The sequence below is a fragment of the Bradyrhizobium sp. USDA 10063 genome, from assembly GCF_054063735.1.
In genome coordinates this window covers 259,132-283,067 of the sequence record NZ_JBSSGP010000002.1, presented here as the reverse complement: position 1 = coordinate 283,067, position 23,936 = coordinate 259,132, and the positions used below count along the sequence as shown (strand labels likewise).

The 23,936-nt window shown below is 59.6% G+C and carries 18 protein-coding genes; 11 read left to right on the top strand and 7 right to left on the bottom strand.

What is annotated here, in order from left to right:
* The first annotated feature begins 52 nt into the window (after window positions 1-52).
* Both ACVJGD_RS03210 and ACVJGD_RS03205 read left to right on the top strand, forming a co-directional pair.
* Window positions 53-814: an ABC transporter ATP-binding protein gene (locus ACVJGD_RS03210; RefSeq protein WP_456633001.1), complete on the top strand. Its 762-nt coding sequence runs from the start codon at window positions 53-55 to the stop codon at window positions 812-814.
* Window positions 804-1,646 carry an ABC transporter permease gene (locus ACVJGD_RS03205; protein ID WP_456633000.1) on the top strand — a complete coding sequence of 281 codons (843 nt, stop codon included), beginning with the start codon at window positions 804-806 and terminating at the stop codon, window positions 1,644-1,646. Before ACVJGD_RS03210 ends, ACVJGD_RS03205 begins: the two co-directional genes overlap by 11 nt.
* A gap of 58 nt (window positions 1,647-1,704) precedes the next feature.
* Here ACVJGD_RS03205 and ACVJGD_RS03200 read toward each other — a convergent pair whose 3' ends face one another.
* Window positions 1,705-2,061: a hypothetical protein gene (locus ACVJGD_RS03200; protein WP_456632999.1), complete on the bottom strand. Its 357-nt coding sequence runs from the start codon at window positions 2,059-2,061 to the stop codon at window positions 1,705-1,707.
* 552 nt (window positions 2,062-2,613) lie between these two features.
* A complete protein-coding gene (locus ACVJGD_RS03195; protein WP_456640147.1) occupies window positions 2,614-3,969 on the bottom strand; it encodes a glycosyltransferase family 4 protein in 1,356 nt (451 codons plus the stop codon).
* Window positions 3,970-4,876: 907 nt separating this feature from the next.
* Here ACVJGD_RS03195 and ACVJGD_RS03190 point away from each other — a divergent pair.
* On the top strand, window positions 4,877-5,749 hold the full coding sequence (locus ACVJGD_RS03190) for a hypothetical protein (RefSeq protein WP_456632998.1): 873 nt from the start codon (window positions 4,877-4,879) through the stop codon (window positions 5,747-5,749).
* Between the two features lie 240 nt (window positions 5,750-5,989).
* Here ACVJGD_RS03190 and ACVJGD_RS03185 read toward each other — a convergent pair whose 3' ends face one another.
* Window positions 5,990-6,340 carry a hypothetical protein gene (locus ACVJGD_RS03185; RefSeq protein WP_456632997.1) on the bottom strand — a complete coding sequence of 117 codons (351 nt, stop codon included), beginning with the start codon at window positions 6,338-6,340 and terminating at the stop codon, window positions 5,990-5,992.
* Window positions 6,341-6,355: 15 nt separating this feature from the next.
* Here ACVJGD_RS03185 and ACVJGD_RS03180 point away from each other — a divergent pair, with 15 nt between their 5' ends.
* Window positions 6,356-8,398: a glycosyltransferase family 2 protein gene (locus ACVJGD_RS03180; protein ID WP_456632996.1), complete on the top strand. Its 2,043-nt coding sequence runs from the start codon at window positions 6,356-6,358 to the stop codon at window positions 8,396-8,398.
* A complete protein-coding gene (locus ACVJGD_RS03175; RefSeq protein WP_456632995.1) occupies window positions 8,395-10,740 on the top strand; it encodes a glycosyltransferase family 2 protein in 2,346 nt (781 codons plus the stop codon). The genes ACVJGD_RS03180 and ACVJGD_RS03175 overlap by 4 nt, the downstream gene beginning before the upstream one ends.
* 147 nt (window positions 10,741-10,887) lie before the next feature.
* Here the strand turns inward: ACVJGD_RS03175 and ACVJGD_RS03170 are convergent, their stop codons facing one another.
* Entirely contained in the window at window positions 10,888-11,862 is a 975-nt protein-coding gene (locus tag ACVJGD_RS03170) for a Hint domain-containing protein (protein ID WP_456632994.1), read from the bottom strand.
* A gap of 704 nt (window positions 11,863-12,566) precedes the next feature.
* Between ACVJGD_RS03170 and ACVJGD_RS03165 the strand changes: the two genes are divergently transcribed.
* On the top strand, window positions 12,567-15,926 hold the full coding sequence (locus ACVJGD_RS03165; RefSeq protein WP_456632993.1) for a tetratricopeptide repeat protein: 3,360 nt from the start codon (window positions 12,567-12,569) through the stop codon (window positions 15,924-15,926).
* An 8-nt stretch (window positions 15,927-15,934) separates the two neighbouring features.
* Here the strand turns inward: ACVJGD_RS03165 and rfbD are convergent, their stop codons facing one another.
* On the bottom strand, window positions 15,935-16,849 hold the full coding sequence (rfbD, locus tag ACVJGD_RS03160) for a dTDP-4-dehydrorhamnose reductase (RefSeq protein WP_456632992.1): 915 nt from the start codon (window positions 16,847-16,849) through the stop codon (window positions 15,935-15,937).
* Window positions 16,849-17,403, bottom strand: coding sequence for a dTDP-4-dehydrorhamnose 3,5-epimerase (rfbC, locus tag ACVJGD_RS03155; RefSeq protein WP_456632991.1), 555 nt, complete (start codon window positions 17,401-17,403; stop codon window positions 16,849-16,851). The genes rfbD and rfbC overlap by 1 nt, the downstream gene beginning before the upstream one ends.
* A 108-nt stretch (window positions 17,404-17,511) precedes the next feature.
* On the opposite strand from rfbC, the gene rfbA reads away from it, so the two are divergent.
* From rfbA to ACVJGD_RS03130, 5 genes are all read left to right on the top strand, one after another.
* Complete coding sequence (rfbA, locus tag ACVJGD_RS03150) at window positions 17,512-18,387, top strand: glucose-1-phosphate thymidylyltransferase RfbA (protein ID WP_456632990.1); 876 nt, start codon at window positions 17,512-17,514, stop codon at window positions 18,385-18,387.
* Window positions 18,388-18,412: 25 nt separating this feature from the next.
* The gene (rfbB, locus tag ACVJGD_RS03145; RefSeq protein WP_456632989.1) at window positions 18,413-19,480 is read left to right on the top strand and encodes a dTDP-glucose 4,6-dehydratase; all 1,068 of its coding nucleotides are present in this window, start codon (window positions 18,413-18,415) and stop codon (window positions 19,478-19,480) included.
* A gap of 73 nt (window positions 19,481-19,553) precedes the next feature.
* Window positions 19,554-20,855 carry a UDP-glucose dehydrogenase family protein gene (locus tag ACVJGD_RS03140; RefSeq protein ID WP_456632988.1) on the top strand — a complete coding sequence of 434 codons (1,302 nt, stop codon included), beginning with the start codon at window positions 19,554-19,556 and terminating at the stop codon, window positions 20,853-20,855.
* Between the two features lie 102 nt (window positions 20,856-20,957).
* Window positions 20,958-21,524 (top strand): hypothetical protein, encoded by a 567-nt coding sequence (locus ACVJGD_RS03135; RefSeq protein ID WP_456632987.1) that lies wholly within the window; start codon window positions 20,958-20,960, stop codon window positions 21,522-21,524.
* A gap of 356 nt (window positions 21,525-21,880) precedes the next feature.
* Window positions 21,881-22,834 carry a hypothetical protein gene (locus tag ACVJGD_RS03130; RefSeq protein WP_456632986.1) on the top strand — a complete coding sequence of 318 codons (954 nt, stop codon included), beginning with the start codon at window positions 21,881-21,883 and terminating at the stop codon, window positions 22,832-22,834.
* A 286-nt stretch (window positions 22,835-23,120) separates the two neighbouring features.
* Here ACVJGD_RS03130 and ACVJGD_RS03125 read toward each other — a convergent pair whose 3' ends face one another.
* A complete protein-coding gene (locus tag ACVJGD_RS03125; RefSeq protein ID WP_456632985.1) occupies window positions 23,121-23,909 on the bottom strand; it encodes a hypothetical protein in 789 nt (262 codons plus the stop codon).
* Between the last annotated feature and the right edge of the window lie 27 nt (window positions 23,910-23,936).

The window sequence follows — 23,936 nt, the reverse complement described above, 5'->3', positions numbered from 1 at the left end:
CGCGGGTTTAGCGTACCAGGATTGATCAGCGCATTGTGTCGAAAGAGGCCCTGTGACGAACCCTGCCTTATCGAATGATCCCGGCGAGCCGGCGTTCACGCACGCACCCGGCCAAGGCGACGACCGTCCCCAGCCGGCGATTGCAATGCTGGAAACCAGGCATCTGTCCCGGAGCGTCGGACAGCGGCTGCTCGTCAATGACGTCAGTGTGCAGGTCTCGGCGGGTGAGATCCTCGCCGTGGTCGGCCCGAGCGGAGCCGGCAAGTCGTCATTCCTGCGGCTGCTCAACCGGCTGGACGAGCCCACGGCCGGCACGGTTCTGCTGGAGTCCACCGACTATCGGTCGATCGCCCCGCAGCAGTTGCGGCGACGCGTCGGCATGGTCATGCAGACGGCCTTTCTGTTTCCCGGCACAATCTCTGCGAACATCGCCTTCGGACCGCGCCAGCGCGGGGAAGCCATGGCGCCGACGCAGATCGCAACGCTGCTCGAGCGGGTCGGCCTATCCGGACTTGCCGACCGTGACGTCGGCAACCTTTCCGGCGGCGAAGCCCAGCGCGTGGCGTTGGCTCGAACGCTGGCAAATGTCCCTGAGGTTCTGCTGCTCGACGAGCCGACGTCCGCACTCGATGAGGCCTCTGTGCACGGGGTCGAAGAGCTCGTACTCGGCATTGTCCAAGAGCGGCGAATGGCCTGTGTGATCGTCACGCATAACCGTGAGCAGGCAGTCCGCCTCGCGGACAGAACCATGATCATGGAAGCAGGACGGCTTGTCGCGATCGGCGCAACCAAAGAGGTGCTGCATGCTGACTGAGCTGGAGAGCAGCATAGGCAGCGACGTGTTGATGGGTCTCGCCCAAGCCGTCGGTGCCGTTGCGCTGTGCGCCGCCGTGGTAGCACTTTGCCGGTGGCACGCTGTCCGCGTGGAGCGCGAGGCCGCTGTGTCGATGGCACGTGGCCTCGTGCAGATGGTTCTCGTTGGAATGGTGCTGGCGGTGTTGCTGCATGGCAGCTTGCTGATCGGCACGCTCATCCTGTTGATGATGACGGTCGCTGCGGCGTTCACGGCAGCCCGCCGGCTCCAACAAATGGAAGGCGCGCTGCTACTGTGCTTCTGGGCAATCGCCGCCGGCGCCGGAACCGTGATCGCGGCGATGCTCGCAACCCGGAGCCTTCGGGCTGACATCGCGATCCTCGTGCCTGTGGGCAGCATGATCATCGCCAACGCGATGAATGCATGCGCGCAAGCCGCCGAACGCTTCCGGGCCGAGATCGTCGCCCATGTCGGCCAGATCGAGGCACGCCTCACGCTGGGCGCGGAGCCTGCCGTTACGGTTGCGCCTTATCTTCAGAGCGCCGTCTACGCGAGCCTTCTGCCTCGGCTTGATATGCTGAAGTCTCTCGGGCTGGTGTGGATTCCGGGAGTGATGGCCGGCATGATGGTCTCCGGCGCCAGTCCGATCTATGCCGCCATCTACCAATTCGTCGTCGTTGCCATGATCCTGGCTGCATCGGGGATTACCGGCCTCGTCGCCACTGTTCTCATGCGGTCACGCGTGTTTACTTCGGCGGCGCAGTTGGCGCTTCGGCCCGCGGAAGCGTCAACGTCGGGCCCTGCGGCGACGCAGGCTCACCCGAGTTCATAAGTCGGACTGACTTCAGTCATCCCGCATCGGCTCGAGCTGCTCGAAGTGCTCGATTGCATCAACTCATGCTGCCCGGCATAAAGCATCGCGGTTTCGGATGACCGTCTTGATAATAGGGCCACACCATTGCTCGGCCCGCGAGGTTCGGTCCATCTACGACAGCTTCCTTCGGAACGTCGACCCACTCGCCATCGATGCGCACCCGATAGTGACCATCCTTGCTTTCCCAATCGGCATCATCAACGCGCTTCGCATCTGTGCCGTCACAGCATGGGCCCTTGCCGCTGCGCAAGCTCTCATACCAATGGTTCAACTCGGGGTGCCCCGAATCGTGAGCGTGGGCAGGTCCGAATGCAAAAATTGACAACACGACAGCAAGAATGAAATGCGTCGGCTGTCTGCAGTCCTTATTCATTCCACGACTAATCCATGATGTGCTCATATCCGATACCCAACTCCAGTATGCTAGTCGCGAAGCTCGCAAAACACGTGCCACCAGATCGGTGGTCCAGCACTAATTTTGCTCTCCGCGGTGATTATTTGGTGAGCAGACCGATCGCGATTGGAGTCTCCTCCTTGCGATCGGGAATAGCCGCTACGCAGCGACCGGTGGCGCACGCTGCAAGAGCCTGCTCACGCCGTCATTGTTCCGTTCTAGGGGAAATAAGACCGACTCTGTCCACGTCAATTATATGATTTGTCTCATACCATCACGTTGCCGAGAGTAATCGCACTCATCACGGCTGACTTCGTGGAGTTCGTCAGGGATACGGCGATGTACGTAGTCCCTCGCGATCGATTGATCGTTCAAGTTTGCGCGCACGGATAGGCGTCGAGTCGCCATTGTTCGGTGCGTCCGCGCTCATATGATCGTCGAGGTTCCCGGTCGTGGAGACGCAATCGGGCGTCGGAAAGTAGATGCCCTAAATTACAGCCCTAGATTGGAGAGTGCCGCGCGCCGCTTGGACTACGAAAGACCTGCGCCGTCTTCGCCTGAGACCCCTATTCCGGCCGGGGCTGACGATTTGCGGGAAGCACGCTTGGTGCCATTCGGCAAATCGAACGGCGAGCGCCCGGGCCAAAAGTTCCTCGGCGATGACGTCGAGCGCGGCTTCAGATCGAGAAGGCGACGCATTCGCGGTATGCAGACCTGCTCTGCGTCATAGTGATCGATAACGAGGCGTCGCGCGGCCTGCCGCATTGACGAGAACTTCGCGGGTTCCTGCAGCGCTTCAATCACGCGTTCCGCAAGCTCATCGACCGCGAAAAACGGAACCAGCAAGCCGTTCTCACCGGAACTGATGACCTCGCGCACAGGCGGTGTATCGGACCCGATCATCAGGCAACCAGCGCTCATTGCTTCCAGCGCCGACCAGGACAGCACGAAGGGATAGGTCCAGTAGACATGTGCCGATGATACCTGGAGCGCTGAAATGAACGTCTGATATGGGACACCCCCCATGAAATGCACGCGCGACAGGTCCAACTGGTCACGCACCTCGTCCAGGAAGATCGACTTCCAGGTCTTGCCGGGTGGCGGAGGAAGTCCATAGGACAATCCATCCCTGCCGATGATGACGATCTGCGCGTTGGGCCGCCGTCTGAGGATTTCGGGGAGAGCTCGCATAAAGACGTGGTAGCCTCTGAGCGGTTCGAGATTGCGCACGACAAACGTCACAATCTCATGCGACGATCCGACTTCCCGGCCGTTCGGCAGCATCAGGCGCGCCTGCGGATTCGGCCGCACGCGCGACGTATCAATTCCTTCATGAATCACTTCGATCTTGCTTTGATAATGCGAGGGAAACGTCGACTGCTGCCAATTGGTGGGCGAGATTCCGAGGTCGCAATCTGCCAGCGCAAGCAATGTTGTCGCATTCTTCAGTTGCAGCCCGATGTGACCATCCAGTCCGGACATCGGAAATTCCGGATCGAATCCGATGTCGCGCCCCTCGGCACCATAAAAGAACTCGCAATAGACGAACAACTTCGCCTTGGGGAACATCGTGCGCAATGGCAGCGTCTCGCCCCATCCCGGATGGGCCAGAATCAAATCCGGTGCGAAGCCTGACGCCGCCAAAGTTGAAAGGCTGTAAAGCACTTGCTCAGCGCGGCGGCACTCCAGATCGAATCGCCTGGCAAAAGGATGAGTTCCGGAAACATCTGCTTCGGGAAGCATATATTTAATCAACTTAACTAAAGGCATCGACTGAGCGCTCGATGCGCCGACTGCAACGAGTTCGAAGCCGGGTTCGTTAGCCAACGCAGCCGCCAGATTGCGGTACTGTGCCGGGAAGTTATTGTGAACGAATAAAATCTTCATCGACGATGCTGTCGCCCGTTTTGCTTCAAGCTGCGCGGTCAATCGAGAACGGACCGAAGCTTGCGCGTCGTGTTTATAGCAAGAATCTTCCGCGGCGAAGGCATCAATCGCTGGTCTTCGAATATCGTTCGACACACGCGCTCATGCGCTGATAAAGTTCCCTATAATTAGAATGCAGCAATTCTGCATCAGCCGAAGAGCTTTCGCTCCGTCTGACATCTTCCTGCCCCAAAATTCGTCGATTAGTCTCAACTACATGCAACTTTTGGTTTTGCCTTGGGCATACAAATGTTGAAACTCGGTGTAGTCTCAGGAATGCAAGGGCAAGCGTGTGGGCAACGCTATGAAATTCAAACGACCTCCTTCCGACTGCCAACCGCAAATCCAGCATCTCGATCTGAGCAGCGTTGAGAACATCGCCGATTCCATCGCACTGCTGAGAGATGAAAACGACAGACTCCGCCGGATGGCTGCATTATTAAGTGCGGAGACTGAGTACATCCGCCGCTCTCTCTCGTCGTCGGGATCCACGCAGTGGCGCTCGTCCTCACGCTTGAGGGCGCTTCCCTGATTTGCCTTTGCGGACGAAGCAGGTGTCTTGCCGTGATAACCAGCTTCACACTTCGGCAGAGTCGGGTTGGCAGGCGCATCATTCCCGCCTTGAGCGTCTTGGCGGTCTTTCTCCGCTGCGTTTCGGCTCGCCGGAGCACGTCTGTTGCAAGGCTGAGAGATTGAAAGAGGCGAAAAGACGTGAACTGCGATCTGTGGTTGCATAGCAGCTTGGCTTATTTGCCCGAAGTTTGTTCAGTTCGCGATAACAAACATGTCTAACTTTTGGGCGACTACGTATGATATGTTCGCGAACTGAAGTAGATTACAACTGTTATGATCTGTTTCGGGGGTGTTGATGAGCGATGCTGAGCAGCAGAAAGTGGTGAATCTCGACCGCGGACTGTTCTTCGTGAACTACAGGAGTGCCGAAGACTCCCTCTCCCCACCTCATGTGACGGTCGCTCCTGCCGAGGGCCATGAAAGGCGGATGGAGATCATCCTGCACCCCGACGCGACGGAGCCAACTCTTTGGGAGCCGAATTCCGGCCTGGTGGTCCGAGTCAATACGCCCGGCACTTTGCAGGTCCAAGTCCAGCCCATGCGACTTGGAGGATCGCAAGCCGCCGTTGTTCGCATTGAGCCGATCCAATCCGGCCGAACCCACCTCGTCGCCGCGCAAAACGAAAGCCCGGGCCTGCACGCGAATACTTCGACGGACGGCCTGAAGGTGCTTGGCCACGTGGCGGGGCGCGGCGACGTCATTGTCGGACCCAACGCATGGATTGCAGGCCCAACGGCGCCGTCTCGCGTGGAAGGCGTGGCCCTGGAATGGCCGGACAAGCCGTCCGGTCTTGATATCCGGTATGCGGTCCAGTTCGCCAACGGTCAGGCGGGGAGCGGCAGAATGGTCCCGCTTGGCGCCTACGCTGGTACACGTGGGCGGGCCTTGCCCATTACGGGCGTGGTTCTGGAAATGAACGGCACTGACGAATTGGAGTTCGTCGCGGAGGCAGGGTTCTTGAACGCTCCAACCTTGCGCGCGGTCGGCAAACGCGTGGTGCTGTCGGGTCCGACCAATCGCGAGCCCCTGGTTGGCATTCGCATCGGCATCGAACGGATTGCCGCCGCGGAACAGGTCGTAGCGCCCGTAAAGCCGCGGAAGCCTGCCGGTTCTGGTCGGGTCCGGGTGTTCCGCAGCCGGCCGCGCCAAGAGAGTTCGGTCACCTAGCGCATGGTCCGGAAAAGTGGAAGCCGGTTTTCCTCGCGACAAACGCGAAGCGTTTGCGCGGAGATCATGCGCAAAACAGGAGCTTTAGATCATGATCCGATTCTATCTAGTCGGATCATGATCTAAAGGCATCCGGACAAGTGAGAGTTCGGAGCGCCGGCAGGCGACCGCAATTGGCCAGGGCACTGTCAAATGGTTCTCAGCACCGTCATTGACGCCCCAGCTCTTGTCGGACCTCGCTCACATATCGCGCTTGAGCGCCTGGCGGCGCAGGCGCTGACCGCCCAGGATTTTGTAACGGCATTCAAATACGCGGATCGACGCTGCCGTGTTGAACCGCCACCGGCCGCTCATTGCTTCGTTCTCCGCGCGGAGGCGAACCGGAAGCTTGGACGCGGAGAAGCGGCGCTCGCCGACCTCACCGAAGCGCTTCTTGTCGACCCTTCCGATGTCGGTGCCAACCGTCGAATGCTCGCCTGGGCCACGGATGATCGCCGGCGGATCGCGGCCGCCAATCTGATAAGCCGTGACGACAATCCGGCCATCCTGCGAGCTGCCATCGCGGAGCTCCGGCGTGCCGGGGATCGGCACTGGGCCGCCTGCTCGGTGTTCGACAATCACGTGACAGGCTGGGTCGCCTGGACCAAGGCGACCACAGTCGAGGCGAGTCTCGCCACTGAAGACAGCACTTTAACGAGCCTGCTCGAGCCCAATTCATTTCACCCCTTGGCCAGTATGGACGTTCAGGCAACCGCCTTTCTCGTTAGGCGGCCACCATCCAGGAGCCCTCAGACGCTGACGTTGAAATGCGACGGCGAGATCTTCCAGATTCGGCGGCTCGCACCCAACCTGTCCCCGCCGGCGAGGATTCGTGCACGCCCACATCCCTCCGGTCAGTCACGATCTCGCGCCTCCGCCCCCACCGTCATCGTTCCTGTCTATCGGGACGTACAGGCAACGATCGACTGCTTTGAAAGCCTCGTGAAGGCAAGAGCGTCGGGTGGGTCTGGAAAACATCCGTTCCGCATTCTGGCTATCGATGATGCCAGCCCGGAGCCGGAGTTGCGGCGCTATCTGCAAGAGCTTGTCGCTGCCAGCACGATCGACCTAGTCGTGAACGCGGTAAATCTTGGCTTCGTCGGAGCGATCAATCGTGCGCTGAAGGAGGTGCCGACCGGCGACGTCGTGCTGCTCAACTCCGACACCATTGCAGCCCCCGGATTTGTTGATCGATTGGCAGCGGTGGCGCGTTCGGCACCGAACATCGGGACGGTCACGCCGCTTTCCAACAACGGCGACATCTTTTCATTCCCGATGCCGAATGACGCCAATCCGATGCCGCGCTATGAGCAAATGCTCGAGATCGATCGTGTCGCGGGCATTGCCAGCGGCGGCGACGCAATCGACGTCCCAAGCGGCATCGGGTTTTGTCTCTATATCACGCGCGCCTGTCTCGATGCCGTCGGCGGGCTGTCGGAAACGTTCGAGCGCGGCTATCTCGAGGATGTCGATCTCTGCCTTCGCGCGCGCGCCAAAGGCTTCCGCAGTGTTTGCGCGCCGTCGGTCTATGTCGGACATCACGGCTCGAAATCCTTCCAGCACGAGAAGCGGAGTCTGGTGCTTCGCAATCTGGGCGTCTTGGACCAGCGATTCCCGACCTATCGGAAGGAATGCCGCGCGTTCGAGACCGCAGATCCATTGCGGCCGGCGCGCGCGGCGCTCGAGCGCGCGTTGCCCTGGTCGTTAGAACCATCCGTGCTGATCGTTGGGAATCAACGCTCCTGCGCAGCGATGGCCGAGGACCGAGCGCGTCACCTCCGTCAGCATGGCGAGCGCGCGGTTCTGCTCTTGCGAGAACGCGATGTCCTTCATCTCAAGGCCGCCGACGGCACGAGCCCGCAGGCGATTCATTTGAGACTCGACACGAAAGCGGGCATCGCCGAGGCCGCCGAGATCCTTGCGCGGCTGGCCGCACAACGCGTCGAGGTCGTCGAGCCGAATCCATTGCCGCAGATGATCGATCTGATGCGGAAACTCAACCTCCCGCTCAATTTCTGGCTGGTCAAAGGAAGCCTTGGCGAAGCGGCTGTCTCGCTTCCCGACGGGACGCCCCTCCTTGTCCCCACCAAAGCGGCCAAGTTTTTTGCCCAGGCTCGGTGGCCCAAACGCAACATTGTCCTCCAGGATTGGCCAACCCGTTCCCTCAACCTGCCGCCGCCGTCCGGCCCGCGCAAATCGCTTGTCATCGTTCCATCTGCGCCCTCGCCGGCATCCTTGCGCGTGATGCGGCGATTGGCGGATCATCTGCAGCGACGGGAGCCATCCCGATCGATCGTCATCGCCGGCACGACATGTGACGACGATCGCCTGATGTCGTACCCAAATGTCTTTATGACCGGCGCGGTTGCAGCCGACGAACTCGGCAATGTTCTGGCGCCGCACGAACCGGGCTGGCTGCTCACCGATTTCGAGGAACCGACATTCGGCCATCCGCTGATTGAGACCACAAAGCAAGCCTCAAGGCCCGTCGCCTATCGCGACTGGTCGGGCGGATCGCCCAACCCCCGCAGCGGCGACCTTGCCATTCCCGCGAATGTAGATGAAGCAGGACTTGTCGATGCCGTGATCGACTGGGTCGGACGGTCATGAGCATCGCGCGCGTCACCCGTACCGCACCGGCGGCCAAACCGAAACTGATCAGCCGGCTTGCGCTCGCTCACGACGGTACGGTATCGGGCTTGGTGTTCAATCCCGAGGCGCCGGAGCGCCGCTTCACGGTCGATATCCTGCTCGATGGTCTGGTCCTGAGAACGACCTACGCCGATGCCCTCGTCCCAGAGCTCTTTCAACCAGGCCTGGATGGCGCCTACGGGTTTACAGTGACCCTTGAGCCGGATCTGCTCCGAGCCGCGAGCGTCCTTGAGGCACGACTGGCGAATCTCGGAACTCCCATCGGCCACCCCATCGACCTGGAGAATGAAAGCGCGTCTGTCGATCTGCGACCGACCTGCGAACTGCGCTGGCTGGGCGGTCTGCACTTCGAGGGCTGGATCGATAGCGAAATCATTGCCACCCTTGAAGCGGTCGTCGATGGCGAAACTGTCGCGCAGATCCGCGCGACGGCGTGGACGCACATCGGCGACGATGCCAAGGGGCAAGAAGCCCGCAACGCCCGTGCTTTCGATTTCCACGTCCCGCAGCGCTTCGCCGACGGACGTGTCCACCGAATCGGACTGCGCAAAGACGACGGCGAGCAGCTTCCGACAGCGGCGGCCTTTGTCGCGTTTCCCGACGGCCTTGCCGGAATGATTGACGCGATCGGGGATTACGGCGCCGAGCGCCTGCGCGGCAAATTGTACGATCAGCTCATTCCGGCCTCGCTTCCCCTCGCCGACTATGCGAATTGGCGCGATCGCTTCCCGTTGCCGGAACCGCAGACAAGCCCGCTTCAACTGGCTGTCGTCGTCGCCGGCACCGCGGGGGCTCAGCAAACGCTTTCCACTCTGGAGACACAGAGCCACGAATACTGGACTGCGGGCGTGATCGACGGTCAGCCGCTTTCCATCGACAGCGACGCCCTTCTGGAATTTCTCGAAGACGACGCATCCGATGCGCAACATGTCGTCGTCACCATGGCGGGCATGTCGCTCGAGCAGAACGCGCTGGCTCGCATCGCAGCCGCATTCGACGCCTTTCCGGATGCTACGGCCGTGTACGGCGATCTTGACTTTCTCGCCGACGATGGCCGGCTCTGGCCGCTTGCCTTTCCGGCGTTCGATTACGAGAGAATGCTCGAACAAGGATACTGTGCGCACCTGTTCGCGGTCCGACGAAAAGCGCTGCTCGCGGGGCTTGAGGCACGCCCCGACAATCTCTACCGTCTCTTCAACTGCCTGATGGATACCGGTCTCCGACAAGCGAACATCCTTCACTTGCCCGGTGCCTTGGCGACGCTGCCGAAACTCAATCGGGTGAACGCCGGCGCTCGGCTTTCCGCCGCGAGCCACATGCATCTGCGCGCCCGCGGCATCGGGGCGGAAGTGATCCAGCAGCAAGGCAACCTCTTTCCCGCGATCCGAATTAGGCGGCCGATCTCGCGCGAGCGGGTGACCGTTATCATCCCGACCCGCGACCGCCTCTCGCTCTTGCGCACCTGCCTCGACAGCATTGCGCCTGCGGTCGAGCGCTGCCGGGCCGATATCCTCATCGTCGACAATGATAGCGCCGATCCGGAGACGATCGACTATCTCGCAGATCTGCCTCGCCGCGGTATCCGGACCTTGCGGATCGAAGGGCCGTTCAACTTTGCAAGGCTCAACAATCAGGCCGCTGCGATGCTCGACAGCGACGTCCTGTGTCTGCTCAACAACGATATCGAGGCAAGCTCCGACGACTGGCTCGAAGAGATGCTCACGCGACTGGCTGAGCCGGACGTCGGTGCCGTCGGCGCGCTCTTAACCTGGCCGGGCGGGGTCGTGCAGCATGGCGGCGTCGTATTGGGAATGAACTTTGCAGCGACCCACGCCTATACCGATCGATTCAGCGATGATCCCGGCTTTATTGATCAGCTACTCGTGGCGCATGAATGCAGTGCGCTAACGGCGGCTTGCCTCGTGACCCGACGAAGCGACTATCTTGCCGTTGGCGGAATGGACGAAGCTCGCTTCGCAGTAGCATTCAATGACGTTGATTATTGTCTGCGCCTGCGCCAGGCCGGCAAGCGCATTGTCTTCACACCGTATGCGAAGCTGATCCACGCCGAATCCGCCAGCCGGGGCAAGGACGATCGGGCGGACCGTCGAGATCGGTTCGAACGTGAGCTCAGTCTGCTTCGCGCGCGCTGGGGCGAGTTGCTCAATGAAGACCCGACCTACAATCCGCAGCTTTCACGCGACGGAGTTCCCTATAGCGGCCTGGCTTGGCCCCCGGGACCGCGCGCGCCCCGGTATAACCATGTCCCGATGGCCCGCGACTTGCCGTTGGGATTTTAGCGGCACGGTGCCCCCCGTCGGCCAGAGCACCAAGCTCGCCCGAACCACCGCCCCTATGATGGCTGCAAAAGGACATTGCCCTTTCGCACTGACAGGCCGGCAACGGCGGCCGGCCTGTCTCGATCACCCTTGATGCTTCGACGAATCTTACGCCACCTCGGCAGCAGTTTGGCTGGCCCCGATCGCTTGCACCCGAGCGGCAAGCATAACGCGCGTCCGAACAGGCACCTGACGGTGCGACTTCGCACGCGGGTATGGCAACTCTCTGATCGATTTACCATTTGGATAAAGGGCTTCATGCTCGGCCCAATTGTCGAAATGCAACCGCTCGATGTTGTCGACGAACGTCTCGGCCGGCGTATTCTCGGCAAGAATCAACGAGTGATCCTCGACCTCCACGTGGTAGTAGGCAAAGGTGGTCGGTACATTGTGCTCACGGATGATGGACGTCCCGTTGACTAGCGCGCCCGCCTGAATCAGAGCACCATCGACGAGGACCGCGTGATCTGGCGAAATCAGGAGGTCCCGGGAGGGTACGCCCTCAGCTAGTGCGCCGGCCTTGATGCGGATCGGCAGGACGCGCATCTTGTCGGCGAACCTCGTCGAAACCGTCTGAATGCCAAGCCAGTCGACCGTCGCGACTCCACCGTCGTGAGTTAAGACCTGGTCACCGCGTGTCAAAATCTCAACGGGTACTTCGCCAGCCGGTGTGCCAATTAGAGTACCAGCCATGAAGCAGATGGTCGTATTGCCGCTGGTAATGGTCACATCACCGTTAGGCCCGTTCAGCTCGCCCGAATATTGGGTGTCGGTCAAAAAAAATGAACGTCCAGCGCTGTCGAGGATGATAATTCCGCTGATCGTGTCGCCGTGATCCTGAACGGTCGCTGCGCCGACGAAAGCGTATTTTCCGGTCTCGAGGCCACCCAAATCAGCGCCAATCTTTGCGACCTTGATCTTGTCGCCGGCAAAGATATCACCGCCATCGGGATCTTTGACCTTCACGCCGCCCGCCACGTAATCCACAAAATTGGTATTCGGACTGGCGTCGTCAATTCGGTAGCCTGTCGTACCACGATAGGCCAATGCATAGGCGTAATGAAACGTGTCGCTAGTCGCCATCGAGACCCCTCACTCTAAATGTTATAGCAAAGCTAACATTATAAACACATGTTAGCGTCTCGATAACCTTTGCGCAATCCGGAAACGCGCCATTAAGGCCAATTCGGTGAGATATTGCGATAGCCAGTGATAATTTTGGTTTGAAGGATTGTTACGGATGCTGATTAGATCGTGCCGGTGGAAGCCATCCGGTGATTAGGAAGAAGTGCAGACATGGCTCGCCACCTATCATCCCATCAACGGCGATCTCCGGCCGCGCGCTAGATCACTCCGCCCTCCAAGTCGTTAAAAGCACCTACGGCCAAACGCCCCGCGAGGCGACGCTCAACGCGAAACGATCAAGTGTATCCTCCCCGCAATGGCTCCTGGACATTTCTGCCCGCTATTAAATCTGGCCGTTGACAATATAAATCCGGCCGTTGACAATTCCTCTTTGCACGACGACCGCCGCGGCAACAGGCGTGTGGCGCAACCAATGTCGGATCATCCACGGCAGCGGATATTGTTGTTTTAATCGTTTGGTCCTAAGCATGCGGCCCGTCGATTACTTGATTATGTGTCACTTTTTTGTCATGCGTAATCTTGAAGACCGTTTCGATTGGTCCTGCAGTTCAAAATTCGACGCTCGCTTTGCTGATGCGCTCGATCTCTCAATTTCAATGCTGTGGTCACACCCAGCATGAATGACGGACAGCCGGCAAAAAATGCTCATCGAGGAAGGCCGGCGACTACGAGCGACCGGCGACCGCGCAGCTTCGCTCGCCGCATTCCTGAGGGCGGTGGAGAGCGACCCTTCCAACGTCATTGCAATCGTTGAAAGCGGCTATGATCACCTGCACCTAGTACAAATCCCTCAGGCACGCTCCGTGTTCGAGCGCTCCCTTGCATTGGATCCAGATAACAAGCCGGCATTGATTGGCCTCGGTCATACCCTGCGACATCTGCGGGAGTTCGAAGGTGCCGCGCAATCGTTCCAGCGAGTCCTGCAACTTGAGCCCGGTCATGCCGATGCCAACGAAGGACTAGGCTATGCACTGAGATCCTTGGGTAGAAACGAGGATGCACTCGCAGCATTCCAAGCTGCAGCACGCACCAATGCGAGAAACATCAGATCGCGTATCGAAGCTGCGCACATGCTGCGCGATCTCGGTCGGAACGAGGAGGCCGTCGTCGCGCTGCGTGAGATAGTCGCGCAAGACCCCAACAACACTGCCCATCTGTTGACGCTTGCGCGTTTGTTGCGGCAAACGGGCTCGGCAGTCGAAGCACTCGCCACTTTCCGAAAACTTGCGGAACTCGATTCTGCCAATCTCGGGATCAGAATCGAGCTTGGGCATCTTCTTCGTGAGACCGACCGCATCGACGAGGCGCGGGATGTCCTTGAAAAGGTTCTGCAGGAGGCGCCGCTCAATATCAGCGCGCTGAATGCTCTCGGGTGGACCCATCGCAACGCAAATTCTCTTGAAGCTGCGCAGGTCTGCTTCGAGAAAATTCTTGAGATTGAACCAGCCAATATCGGGGCCTTGCACGCGCTCGGTCTCGTCGAGCGGCAGCGTGGCAGCCATGAAAATGCCCTCGCGCTGCTTACCCGGGCGAAGGAAGTAAGCCCAAAGGCCTTCCATATTCGCCTCGAGGTTTGTCACTGTCTTCGGAATTTGAAACGATTCGGGGATGCGGTCGCCGAATTCGGGGAGGTTCTGCGCGAGTGGCCCCAAAACCGCGAAGCTCGCCTTGGCCTCGGTTATGCCTTGCGCGATTCCGGTCATGTCGAGCAGGCACTTGACGCATTCGACGAAGCCGCGCGCGATGATCCCTCTCATCCAAACGGCTTGATCGAAGCGGGACATACCCTGCTCCGTCTTGGCCGTCTCGCCGAGGCCGAGCAGCGGTTTCGCGGCGCACTCGATCGCTCGCCAGGCAGCGCGGCCGCCTTGGTCGGTCTGAGCCATGCCCTCCGCCGCCTTGGGTACGTCGGCGAGGCGGAAGATGCCTTGCGTAAAGTTCTTCGCCTGCAGCCTGCCAATCACGGTGCGCGTATCGCGCTGGCGCACCTTTTGGAAGCACTATGCCGCTTGGAAGAAGCCGCCGAACTCTTGCTGGAGCTTATCTCCGGACAACCGGAGCATGCGGACGGCCTCGCCGCGCTGGGCAATATCCGTCGGCGCCAGGGCGATCGCAAGCAGGCTTTGGCGTTTTTCCGCCGAGCTTCAGAGGCAGATCCGACGAACATATCTCGTCTGACCGACATCGCGATCGAGTTTCGCGACGTCGGGCGGTATGAAGACGCCGAAATGCTGCTCGATGAAGTGCTCGCCGTCAGTCCGGCTGATGCACGGGCGTTGCTACAGCGCGGGCAACTGCTGCGTCGCCAGGAACGCCGATCCGAAGCTCTTGCCGCCTTTTCCGATTTGCTGAGGCTAGAACCAAACAGTGCGCAGGCCATGGTCGAAGCTGCCGCCGAAGAGCGCGCCCTTGGCCACCCGAATGTTGCCAGGCAGTGGCTGGAAAAGGCGCTGGATATCGAAGTCGATCACCTCGGCGCACTGCTTGCCCTGGCCGACATCGCCTTGCAAAGTGACGATGCCGACACCGCGCTTTCGCTCTATCGGCGGGCTGGCAAGGCGCATCCGACGAGCGTCTGGGCTCCGCTGGGGGAAGCGCGCGCCTGCTTTGAGCTTGGCGAGCGCGACCGGGCGTTCCGAATTGTAGCGGAGGCGCGCGAGCGGCTTGGTCCTCACCCTGAAATTGCTGGCGTCGAGGTTGAGCTTCTCAGGCATATGCGCGACTGGACCAGGGCCCAAGAAGTGCTCGATGACGGGCTCGCCGAAACATCGCGGCCGAATTTCTGGTTGTGGTCCCACAAGGTGCAGATTGCGACGATAACGGGCCAATACGACGCGGCCGCGCGCCTCCTGCAACAGGCGCCGGCATCGGATACGGTCGCTGAGGCCCGCGTGGCCTTGCTCGGCGGACAGCTCGCCGAGGCGCAGTTCCGCTATGAAGAGGCGATTTTGCTTTATCAGCAATCGATCCGTTTGAATTCCGGAGATGCCTGGTCGCACTTCGAGCTCGCCCGCGCCACCCTCATGAATCTCGACGTCGATGCCGCCCGCACCGCGCTCGGCGCCTTCATCCGAGTCAGCCAGTCGTCATTGTTGCTGAAGGGGCAGTCGCTCAGCCCATCGCAGAACCATGTCGGCCAGCTGCTCGATGAGTTCGTGCTCGATAGTGAGGCCCTGGCGACGCTGCGCTGCATCCGCCTTCGTCCGCTCGATTCACAATTCGAGTCGCTGAGGGAATTGATCAATCGGCACCCGGACTATACGCCTGCAGCGATCATTGCCGCGATAGCGCTGCGCCAGACCGGCCAGTTTCAGCAGGGAGCAACTGTCGAGAGCTCCCTGAAGCGCGCCATTCCCTCTACGATCGTGCAGTTCTGGGATGATATGCCCCCGGAGGATGTCCGTAACCTGATGAAGTCATGGCAAGAGCTTCATCCGACGTATCAGTGGACATGTTTTGACGATCAGAAGGCCTTTGCGTTCCTGAACGAACATTATGGGCGCGAGATCGCGGATGCCTATTTCCGTGCACCATTCCCTGCACAAAAGGCGGACATCTTCCGTCTGGCATTCCTGGTTGCTCGCGGCGGAATTTATGCCGACGCGGACGATCGTTGCCTGGTGCCGGTCAACAGTTTCATTCGGCCCGATGCGACGCTGGTTGTTCATCAGGAGAACTACGGTTCCATCGGCAACAACTTCATCGCGGCAACGCCGGAGCATCCGGTGCTGGTTCGGGCGCTGGAGCTTGCCGCGGCGGCGATGCGCCGCGGCGATCACGACCTCATCTGGCTATCGACCGGCCCCGGACTGTTGACGCGCGCGTTTGCTCAAGAGTGGGCGGCGCAGCGACCAGGAGACCTACTCCGAAGAACGCACGTGATGGACCTCGGAGAGCTGCAGCGCTCCGTCGGAATCCACTGCCAAGTCTGCTACAAGTCGACCGAACTGCACTGGAGCCGATCGGCCTTCGCAAAGAAAGCCCTCCGCCGGAGGGGCTAGATCGGTGGTCAGCCGCTCGCCGGTGCTTGCTGGATGGCGGCGAACTCGTCGAGCTCCACTGCCAACGCATCCTGCCAAGCCGGCGTGGTCACTCCGAACCGATTTTTCAGGCGCGCCAGATCGAGCCGAGAATTGCCGGGCCGCTTGGCCTTGGTCGGAAAGTCGGCGGTCGCGATCGGAACGATAGTCTCCACGGCGAGTTCCACACCGCGCGACTTCAGGCCGGCAACGATGGCGCTCGCAAAGCCGTGCCAACTGGTCTCGCCGGCGCAGACAAGGTTGACCACGCCGCTGTTGCGCACGAACGGCGCGTTCAAGTCCGACAGGTTTGGCAGTACAATGCGGGCGATCGCGTCGGCAATCGCGCTCGCCGTCGTCGGGGCGCCGATCTGGTCGGCGACGATGCGCAGCTCTTTGCGCTCGCCGGCCAGCCGCGCGATCGTACGCAGGAAGTTGGCTCCCTTGGCGGCATAGACCCAGGACGTGCGCGCGATCAGATGCGGCCCGCCGGCCGCCTGGATCGCCGTGTCTCCGGCCAGCTTGCTGGCGCCGTAGGCCGAAAGCGGATTTGTGGGACTGTCCTCGCGCCACGGCTTGTCGCCGGAGCCGTCGAAGACATAGTCGGTGGAGAAATGGACCAGCGGCGCACGACGCTGCGCTGCCCATCTCGCGATCATCTCCGGCGCCTTGGCGTTGACGAGGAAGGCGAGCTCGCGTTCGTCTTCGGCGCGGTCCACCGCGGTATAGGCGGCAGGGTTGATGATGAGATCGGGTTTGAAACTGTCGAGCCTTTCAGCGAGCGTCTCGGGCTTCGACAGATCGAACTCCGCGCGCGACGGCGCGATGATCGTGCCGTGGTTTGCCAGCAGCGGCCGCAATGCGCCGCCCACCTGGCCATTGGTACCCGTCAACAAGATCCGCATCAGACTTGCCCATAGACTGGAAGGTTTTTCACGTCGGCCAACAGCGGCGCCACGGCGTCCTTGGCTGACAAAGACGGTTTTTCGACGCCCCAGTTGATGCCGATCGCGGGATCGTCCCAGCGGATGGAGACCTCATCCTTGGGACTGTAAAGATCGTCGCATTTGTAGAAAAAGTCAGCGGTCTCGGAGAGAACGACAAAGCCGTGCGCGAAGCCGCGGGGAACCCAGAGTTGTCGCCTGTTCTCTTCGCTCAATTCGACGGCAACGTGGCGGCTAAAATTCGGGCTTCCGACCCGCACGTCAACGGCGACATCCAGCACCTTGCCGCGCAGCGCGGTGACCAGTTTTCCCTGCGTGACGGGATTCTGCAAATGCAGCCCGCGCAGCACGCCAAAACTCGAGCGTGACATGTTGTCCTGCACGAAGGGCCGAGCGACCCCGTGCTCGGCGTATCGGAAGGATTGATAAGTTTCGAGGAAAAAGCCGCGCTGATCGCCGAACAGCTTGGGTTCGATGATGAGGACTTCAGGAAGTTCGGTCTGGATGACATTCATTTCACAACACTTCGAAATTGCTGGCTCACAATGTTATCACTGCATTGATAACAACCTTGTGCACTTCACATTATATGTTATGTTTTGTGATAGTAAACGTGAGGGGCTATGAAGGGCATTATCCTAGCCGGCGGGACGGGCTCGCGCCTTTACCCAGTGACGACGGTCGTATCAAAGCAGCTTCTGCCCGTCTTCGACAAGCCGATGATCTATTATCCGCTGTCGACACTGATGTTGGGCGGAATCCGGGACATTCTGATCATTTCGACGCCGCAAGACAAGCCGCTGTTTCAGCGGCTGCTGGGCGACGGTGGCGAGATCGGCTTGCGCTTCTCCTATGCCACACAGGAAACGCCGCGTGGGCTTGCGGACGCCTTCATCGTAGGCCGCGACTTCATCGGCTCGGACTCGGTCGCCCTTGTGTTAGGCGATAACATTTTCTACGGCCACGGGCTGCCAAGCATGCTGTCCGCCGCCTCCTTCCGCAAGAAGGGCGCCACCGTGTTCGGCTATATCGTCAACACGCCCGAGCAATATGGGGTGGTCGAGCTCGATCACACCGGCCGGGCGCTCTCGATCGAAGAGAAGCCGAAACAGCCAAAGTCCAACGTAGCCGTCACCGGGCTATACTTTTATGACAACGACGTCGTCGAGATCGCAGCTCGGATCAAGCCGTCGGCCCGCGGCGAGATCGAGATCACCGACGTCAACAACGCCTATCTCGAGCGCGGCGATCTCTATGTCGAGGTGCTCGGCCGCGGCTTTGCCTGGCTCGACACCGGCACGCATTCCTCGCTGGTCGAGGCCAGCCATTTCGTCCAGATCCTCGAGCAGCGCCAGGGCTTGCGCATCGCCTGCCCCGAAGAGATCGCGCTACGGCAGGGCTACATCTCGCTTCAGGCGTTCGAGAAGGTGGCCGAGAAGACCGCGAAAAGCAGCTATGGCGAATATCTGAAGTCCGTTGCCCGCTCGCACAAGGGCTGATTCCAATCCGTGGAGGCGATAGATCATGCGCTTTAAGGGCTCGACTATTTTTGTCACCGGCGGCGCCGGCTTCATTGGCTCAGCCGTGGTACGTCATCTCCTGCGCGACAGTCACGCCCGCGTGGTCAACATCGACAAGCTCACCTATGCCGCCAATCTCGACTCGCTGCCGGGCGCGAAGGAGAACCTGAACTACGCCTTCGAGAAGCAATGCATTTGCGATGGCATCGGGCTGCGCCGCTTGTTCGAGAAATACCAGCCCGACGCGGTGATGAACCTTGCCGCCGAGAGCCATGTCGACCGCTCGATCGATGGTCCCGGCGAATTCATCCAGACCAACGTCGTCGGCACCTTCACCATCCTGCAGGAAACGCTGCGCCATTGGCGTACGCTGTCGCCCGAGAAGCGTGCGCGCTTCCGCTTCCTGCACATCTCGACCGACGAGGTGTTCGGCTCGCTCGGCGACGACGGCTTCTTCACGGAAACCACGGCCTACGCGCCGAACTCGCCCTATTCGGCAAGCAAGGCTTCCTCCGACCATCTGGTGCGCGCCTGGCGCGAGACCTACGAGCTGCCGACGCTGGTCACCAACTGCTCGAACAATTACGGCCCCTATCACTTCCCGGAAAAGCTGATTCCGCACATGATCATCAAGGGCCTGAGCGGCGAGCCCCTGCCCGTCTATGGCGACGGAAAGAACATCCGCGACTGGCTCTATGTCGAAGATCATGCGAAAGCGCTCACGCTGGTGCTCGAGCGCGGCGTGGTCGGCGAAACCTACAATGTTGGCGGCCGCAACGAACGCACCAACCTGCATGTGGTGGAAAGCATTTGCGATCTGCTCGACGAAGTCGCACCGGGCGCGAAGGGTCCGCGCCGCGACCTGATCACCCTCGTCGCCGACCGCCCCGGCCACGACCGACGCTATGCCATCGACGCCTCAAAGCTGGAGCGCGATCTCGGCTGGCGCGCGGAGGAGAACTTCGAGACCGGCATCGAGAAGACCGTGCGTTGGTATGTCGACGAGCAACCATGGTGGCGGACGATCCTAGAGCGAGGCTATGCTGCAAAACGCGTAGGGCTCAACCGGTAACGCAACGAATGATCCCTTCGGAACGGCATCACCTCCCCCACTCTCGTGATCGGCAACTTGGGTCCATACTACGATGCGCATTGCGATGATTGGGGCCGGGTATGTCGGCTTGGTGTCCGGAGCCTGCTTTGCAGATTTCGGCCATGACGTCACCTGCATCGACAAGGATGCCGACAAGATCGCAGCGCTGAAGCAGTGCAAGATTCCGATCTTCGAGCCCGACCTCGACAGCCTTGTCGAGACCGGCATGAATTCGGGCCGGCTGAAGTTCGCGACCGATCTTTCCAGCATCGCTCACGCGGACGCCGTCTTCATCGCGGTCGGAACGCCATCCAGGCGCGGCGACGGACATGCGGATCTGAGCTATGTGCACGCTGCCGCCCGCGAGATCGCGGCGCATCTGAAGGATTTTACGGTCATCGTCACCAAATCGACGGTGCCGGTCGGCACCGGCGATGAAGTGGAGCGTATCATCCGCGAGGCCAATCCGACGGCCGACTTTGCGGTCGCCTCGAACCCGGAATTCCTGCGCGAGGGCGCTGCGATCCGCGACTTCCAGCATCCCGACCGCATCGTGGTCGGTACCGAAGACGAGCGCGCCAGGAAGGTGATGGGTGAGATCTACCGCCCGCTTTATCTCAACCAGGCGCCGATCCTCTACACCAGCCGGCGCACCGCCGAACTGATCAAATACGCCGCCAACGCCTTTCTCGCGACCAAGATCACTTTTATCAATGAGATGGCGGATCTTGCGGAACAGGTCGGCGCCAATGTGCAGGAGATCGCGCGGGGTATCGGACTCGACAACCGCATTGGCACCAAATTCCTGCATGCCGGCGCCGGCTATGGCGGCTCGTGTTTTCCGAAGGACACCCGCGCGCTGTCGAAGACCGCGCTCGACTACGGCGTGCAGCTCCGGATTGTCGAAGCAACCCTGACCGCCAACGAAAACCGCAAACGCGCGATGTCGCGCAAGGTCGCCAACGCACTCGGCAGCGACCTCCGCGGCAAGACCATCGCCGTGCTGGGCCTGACCTTCAAGCCCGACACCGACGATATGCGCGAAGCGCCCTCGATCCCGCTGATCGCCGGTCTCCTGGATTTCGGCGCCGAGGTAAAAGCCCATGACCCCGTCGGCATGGAGCAGGCGAAGAAGGAACTGGACGGCATCGAATATTGCGACGACCCCTACACCTGCGCCCGCGGCGCTGACGCGCTCGTCATCGTCACCGAGTGGCGGCAGTTTCGCGCGCTGGACCTCGAGCGGATCAAGCGGGCGATGGCGGCACCGGTGATCGTCGACCTCCGGAATATCTACCGGCCGGAGGACGTGCGGGCGCTCGGATTCAAGTATGAAAGTATTGGCCGGCAGTGAGCGGTAACGCCATATTGGTGGCTAGATCGCAGAGATCTACTAACGCAGCCTTATATAACGCAGCCTTATAAGTTGGGACGTCGAAGAGCAACGGGATCTATCATGCAAGTCGCGATGGATAGTCAGGAAATGACGCTGTTCAAGAGCTTCCTAGCTCTATCGGCGCGTTATCTGGAGTTCGGATCAGGCGGAAGCACATGGCTAGCTTCCCAGACAGAAAAAGAGTGGATCATTTCGATCGACTCGTCACAGGAGTGGCTTGCCAATGTTGCCAACGCAACTGACGATTGCATAACGAAGCCTCAGTTGGTGCACGTCGATATCGGTAAGCTTCGGGAGTGGGGGTATCCAGCGGATCGAGAAAAAGAGAGCTCATGGCCGCAATACCACGAAGGTATTTGGCAGCGTCCAGAAAGCCGAAACGCCGATCTATATTTCGTCGACGGCCGTTTTCGAGTGGCTTGTTTCGTGCAATGCTTGCTTCATTCGACTTCCGGCGCCTTTATAGCGATCCACGATTTCGCCAACCGGCCGCAATATCATTCGGTCAAAAGCATCGCTCGGGAGATAGCGCGAGCGAACAATATGTCAGTTTTTGAAAGACCGTCGCATCTGGATAGAGAACGGGCGCAACAACTCCTCCAAAAGCATCGTCTGGATCCAAATTAGAGCGCTTGGTTCCAATGTTAGTACGACAGGCGCCTTCACGATCAAGTAACGAGTGCTGAAACTAAGCTCGTTTTGTCGCATTATACACCGAGCTCTGCAAAGATCGGGCTTCCGAGAAGAGCAAAGTGCTGCCTGTAACCAGCAACCGAGATCGTGCGCCCATGAAGGTAACTCGACGCTTTCTTCTGAAATCGTTGTTTGCCGCGGTTCCGCTAGCCAGAATTCCAACCGCACGAGCCCGCACTGAATCTAGGCCATTAGTCGGCGCTATCCGGTGGGACGCCTGGTACTCTCCTGGGACCGGGCCGACCTCCGCAGTCGAAAAATCCCTGGCACCTACCCAATACAGATGGCGTTTGCCCTTTTTCGCCAAGGTTACGCCGGGTGAAAACAAGAAGGTGGAACTTCCCTCGCTTTCTCAGGCGCTAATGGACTTGGAGATCAGACAAGCATCATATGCTGGTTTGGATTATTGGGCATTTGTTAGTTATGGCGCGGGCCATCCCATGTCGGCTGCACTCGAAAAGTATTTGTCGAGCGAATGGCGCACTCAGATAAAGTTCTGCCTATTCACGGAACTGGCTCGTTGGGGAAGTTCAGCGCATCCTGCACCGCTGATGGACGAGCACATCCACTTGATGAGCCGCCCAGAGTATCTGCGGCCGATAGGCAATAGGCCAATCTACTTTCTGGGATTCATGGACCGGAAAACGATAACGGATCGTTGGGGCAGTTTAGATCGTTTGAGAGCCATGCTTCTCGAATTTCGGAAGAAGAACATGGCCGCCGGCAATGGCAATCCCTATATTGTAGCTTCTGGTCCCTTTGCTCAGCTCAAAGAGTGGAGCTTGGCGGGAGTGGACGCGATTGGGAGTTACTCGATAGGTGACCCTCGCGCCGCTGGATCCTATGCAACGCTGGCTGATCTTGCGCAGAGGCGCTGGTCCACTCTTTCCAAAGCAGGCCTACCAGTCGTCCCGACTGTAATGGCCGGGTTCGATAGGCGACCGCGCGTCGAGCATCCAGTTCCGTGGGAAAAACGTCAACGGCCCGGTGATGGCATACAGTATTATTACGAAGCACCGAGCACGACAGCATTAGCAACTCACCTCGAAGCCGCGTTACAGTTCGTATCTACCCAACCGACTGATCAACGCGCCCCTGTTGTGCTAGTTTATGCGTGGAATGAAAACGATGAAGGCGGCTGGCTCGTCCCTACTTTACCCTGTGACACAGATCGTTTGAGATCGCTGCATGATGCACTGGCGCCCACAAACCAACTGAGCGATCCGGGATGTGCGTTGAAATGAAGAGATAGACGTTCCTGCTGCGGCCAAAGCTATTTCATGGTCGTGTCCCATCTGGTGGGTAGCTGGAGCGAAGCCGCTCGCGAAGCACGCTCCTCGAGCGGAATCATGGGTGGGCCGTCCAGCGTGGACGCTACATGACTGGAAACCATCGCTCCATTGGGCGATAACCCCGCCGTCAGCCTTCCGGCTATCGCCACCTGACCGATCCGGCCCATGCCGGCGAACTTGGTGGTGATGGCCCGCACTCAGATACACCACGCCACGGGGCACGACCTATCGACCTATTTCAAGCCATTGCAGTGCACTGAAGTTCGGCCAGCTTCTTCCTTATCTCTGCCCTAGCGTCAGATGTCTTGACTGGATGCACAAAGATCGGAACAAACTCTTCGAGCTTGGCGACCTGTTTGATTTTGAACTGCGGATAGTGAGTGAAGCGCGGCTCTGACTTGCTCAAGTCGAGCATTTGAAGGCCGCAAACCGATGCAATCGTAGCCATTGTAACTTCGAAGTGGCCGGCCCACCCAAGTTTCAGTTGTTCCTCAAACACGTCGATATACCGTTTTGAGAACACCAAGAGCGGCAAAAAAGCTCGCACAGCGATCGCGCTTGGCTCTCTGCCTAGGTGAGCGGGCACCTTCAGTGAATTCCACCACATCCACCCATCTTGCTTCCAAGGGAGAATATAGCTTGCAGCGAAGTCTGCATTTCTTGTTACAGCCATCAACGAGGTTAGAGCGCTTCGAAGATTCCCGGTGCAGAAGACATCGTACTCGATCCAAATGTACTGACGATAATTGGGGACCTCTCGCATTACGCGTACCATCTTCAGATCGGGGTTTCCTGGGATCAAGCCTCGACTTGTATCCTTGTGATGGTCGACTTCGTCGAAAATTTGCGAATCGGTCAGATAAATGACGCGAGAGTCCCGATCCGTGCAGCGCACGTCTCCGTGGTGATGCACAACCGCGTAAACGTCACAAAGATCCGAAATCGCTTCTCGATATTCCTGGAGTATCGCTTCCGTGAAAGCGTTCAGTCCGGTCGTGTCGAAGAGTAGGCAAATTTCCCGAGTCATGGCGTTTCCTCTGGAAGCTTCTTCTGC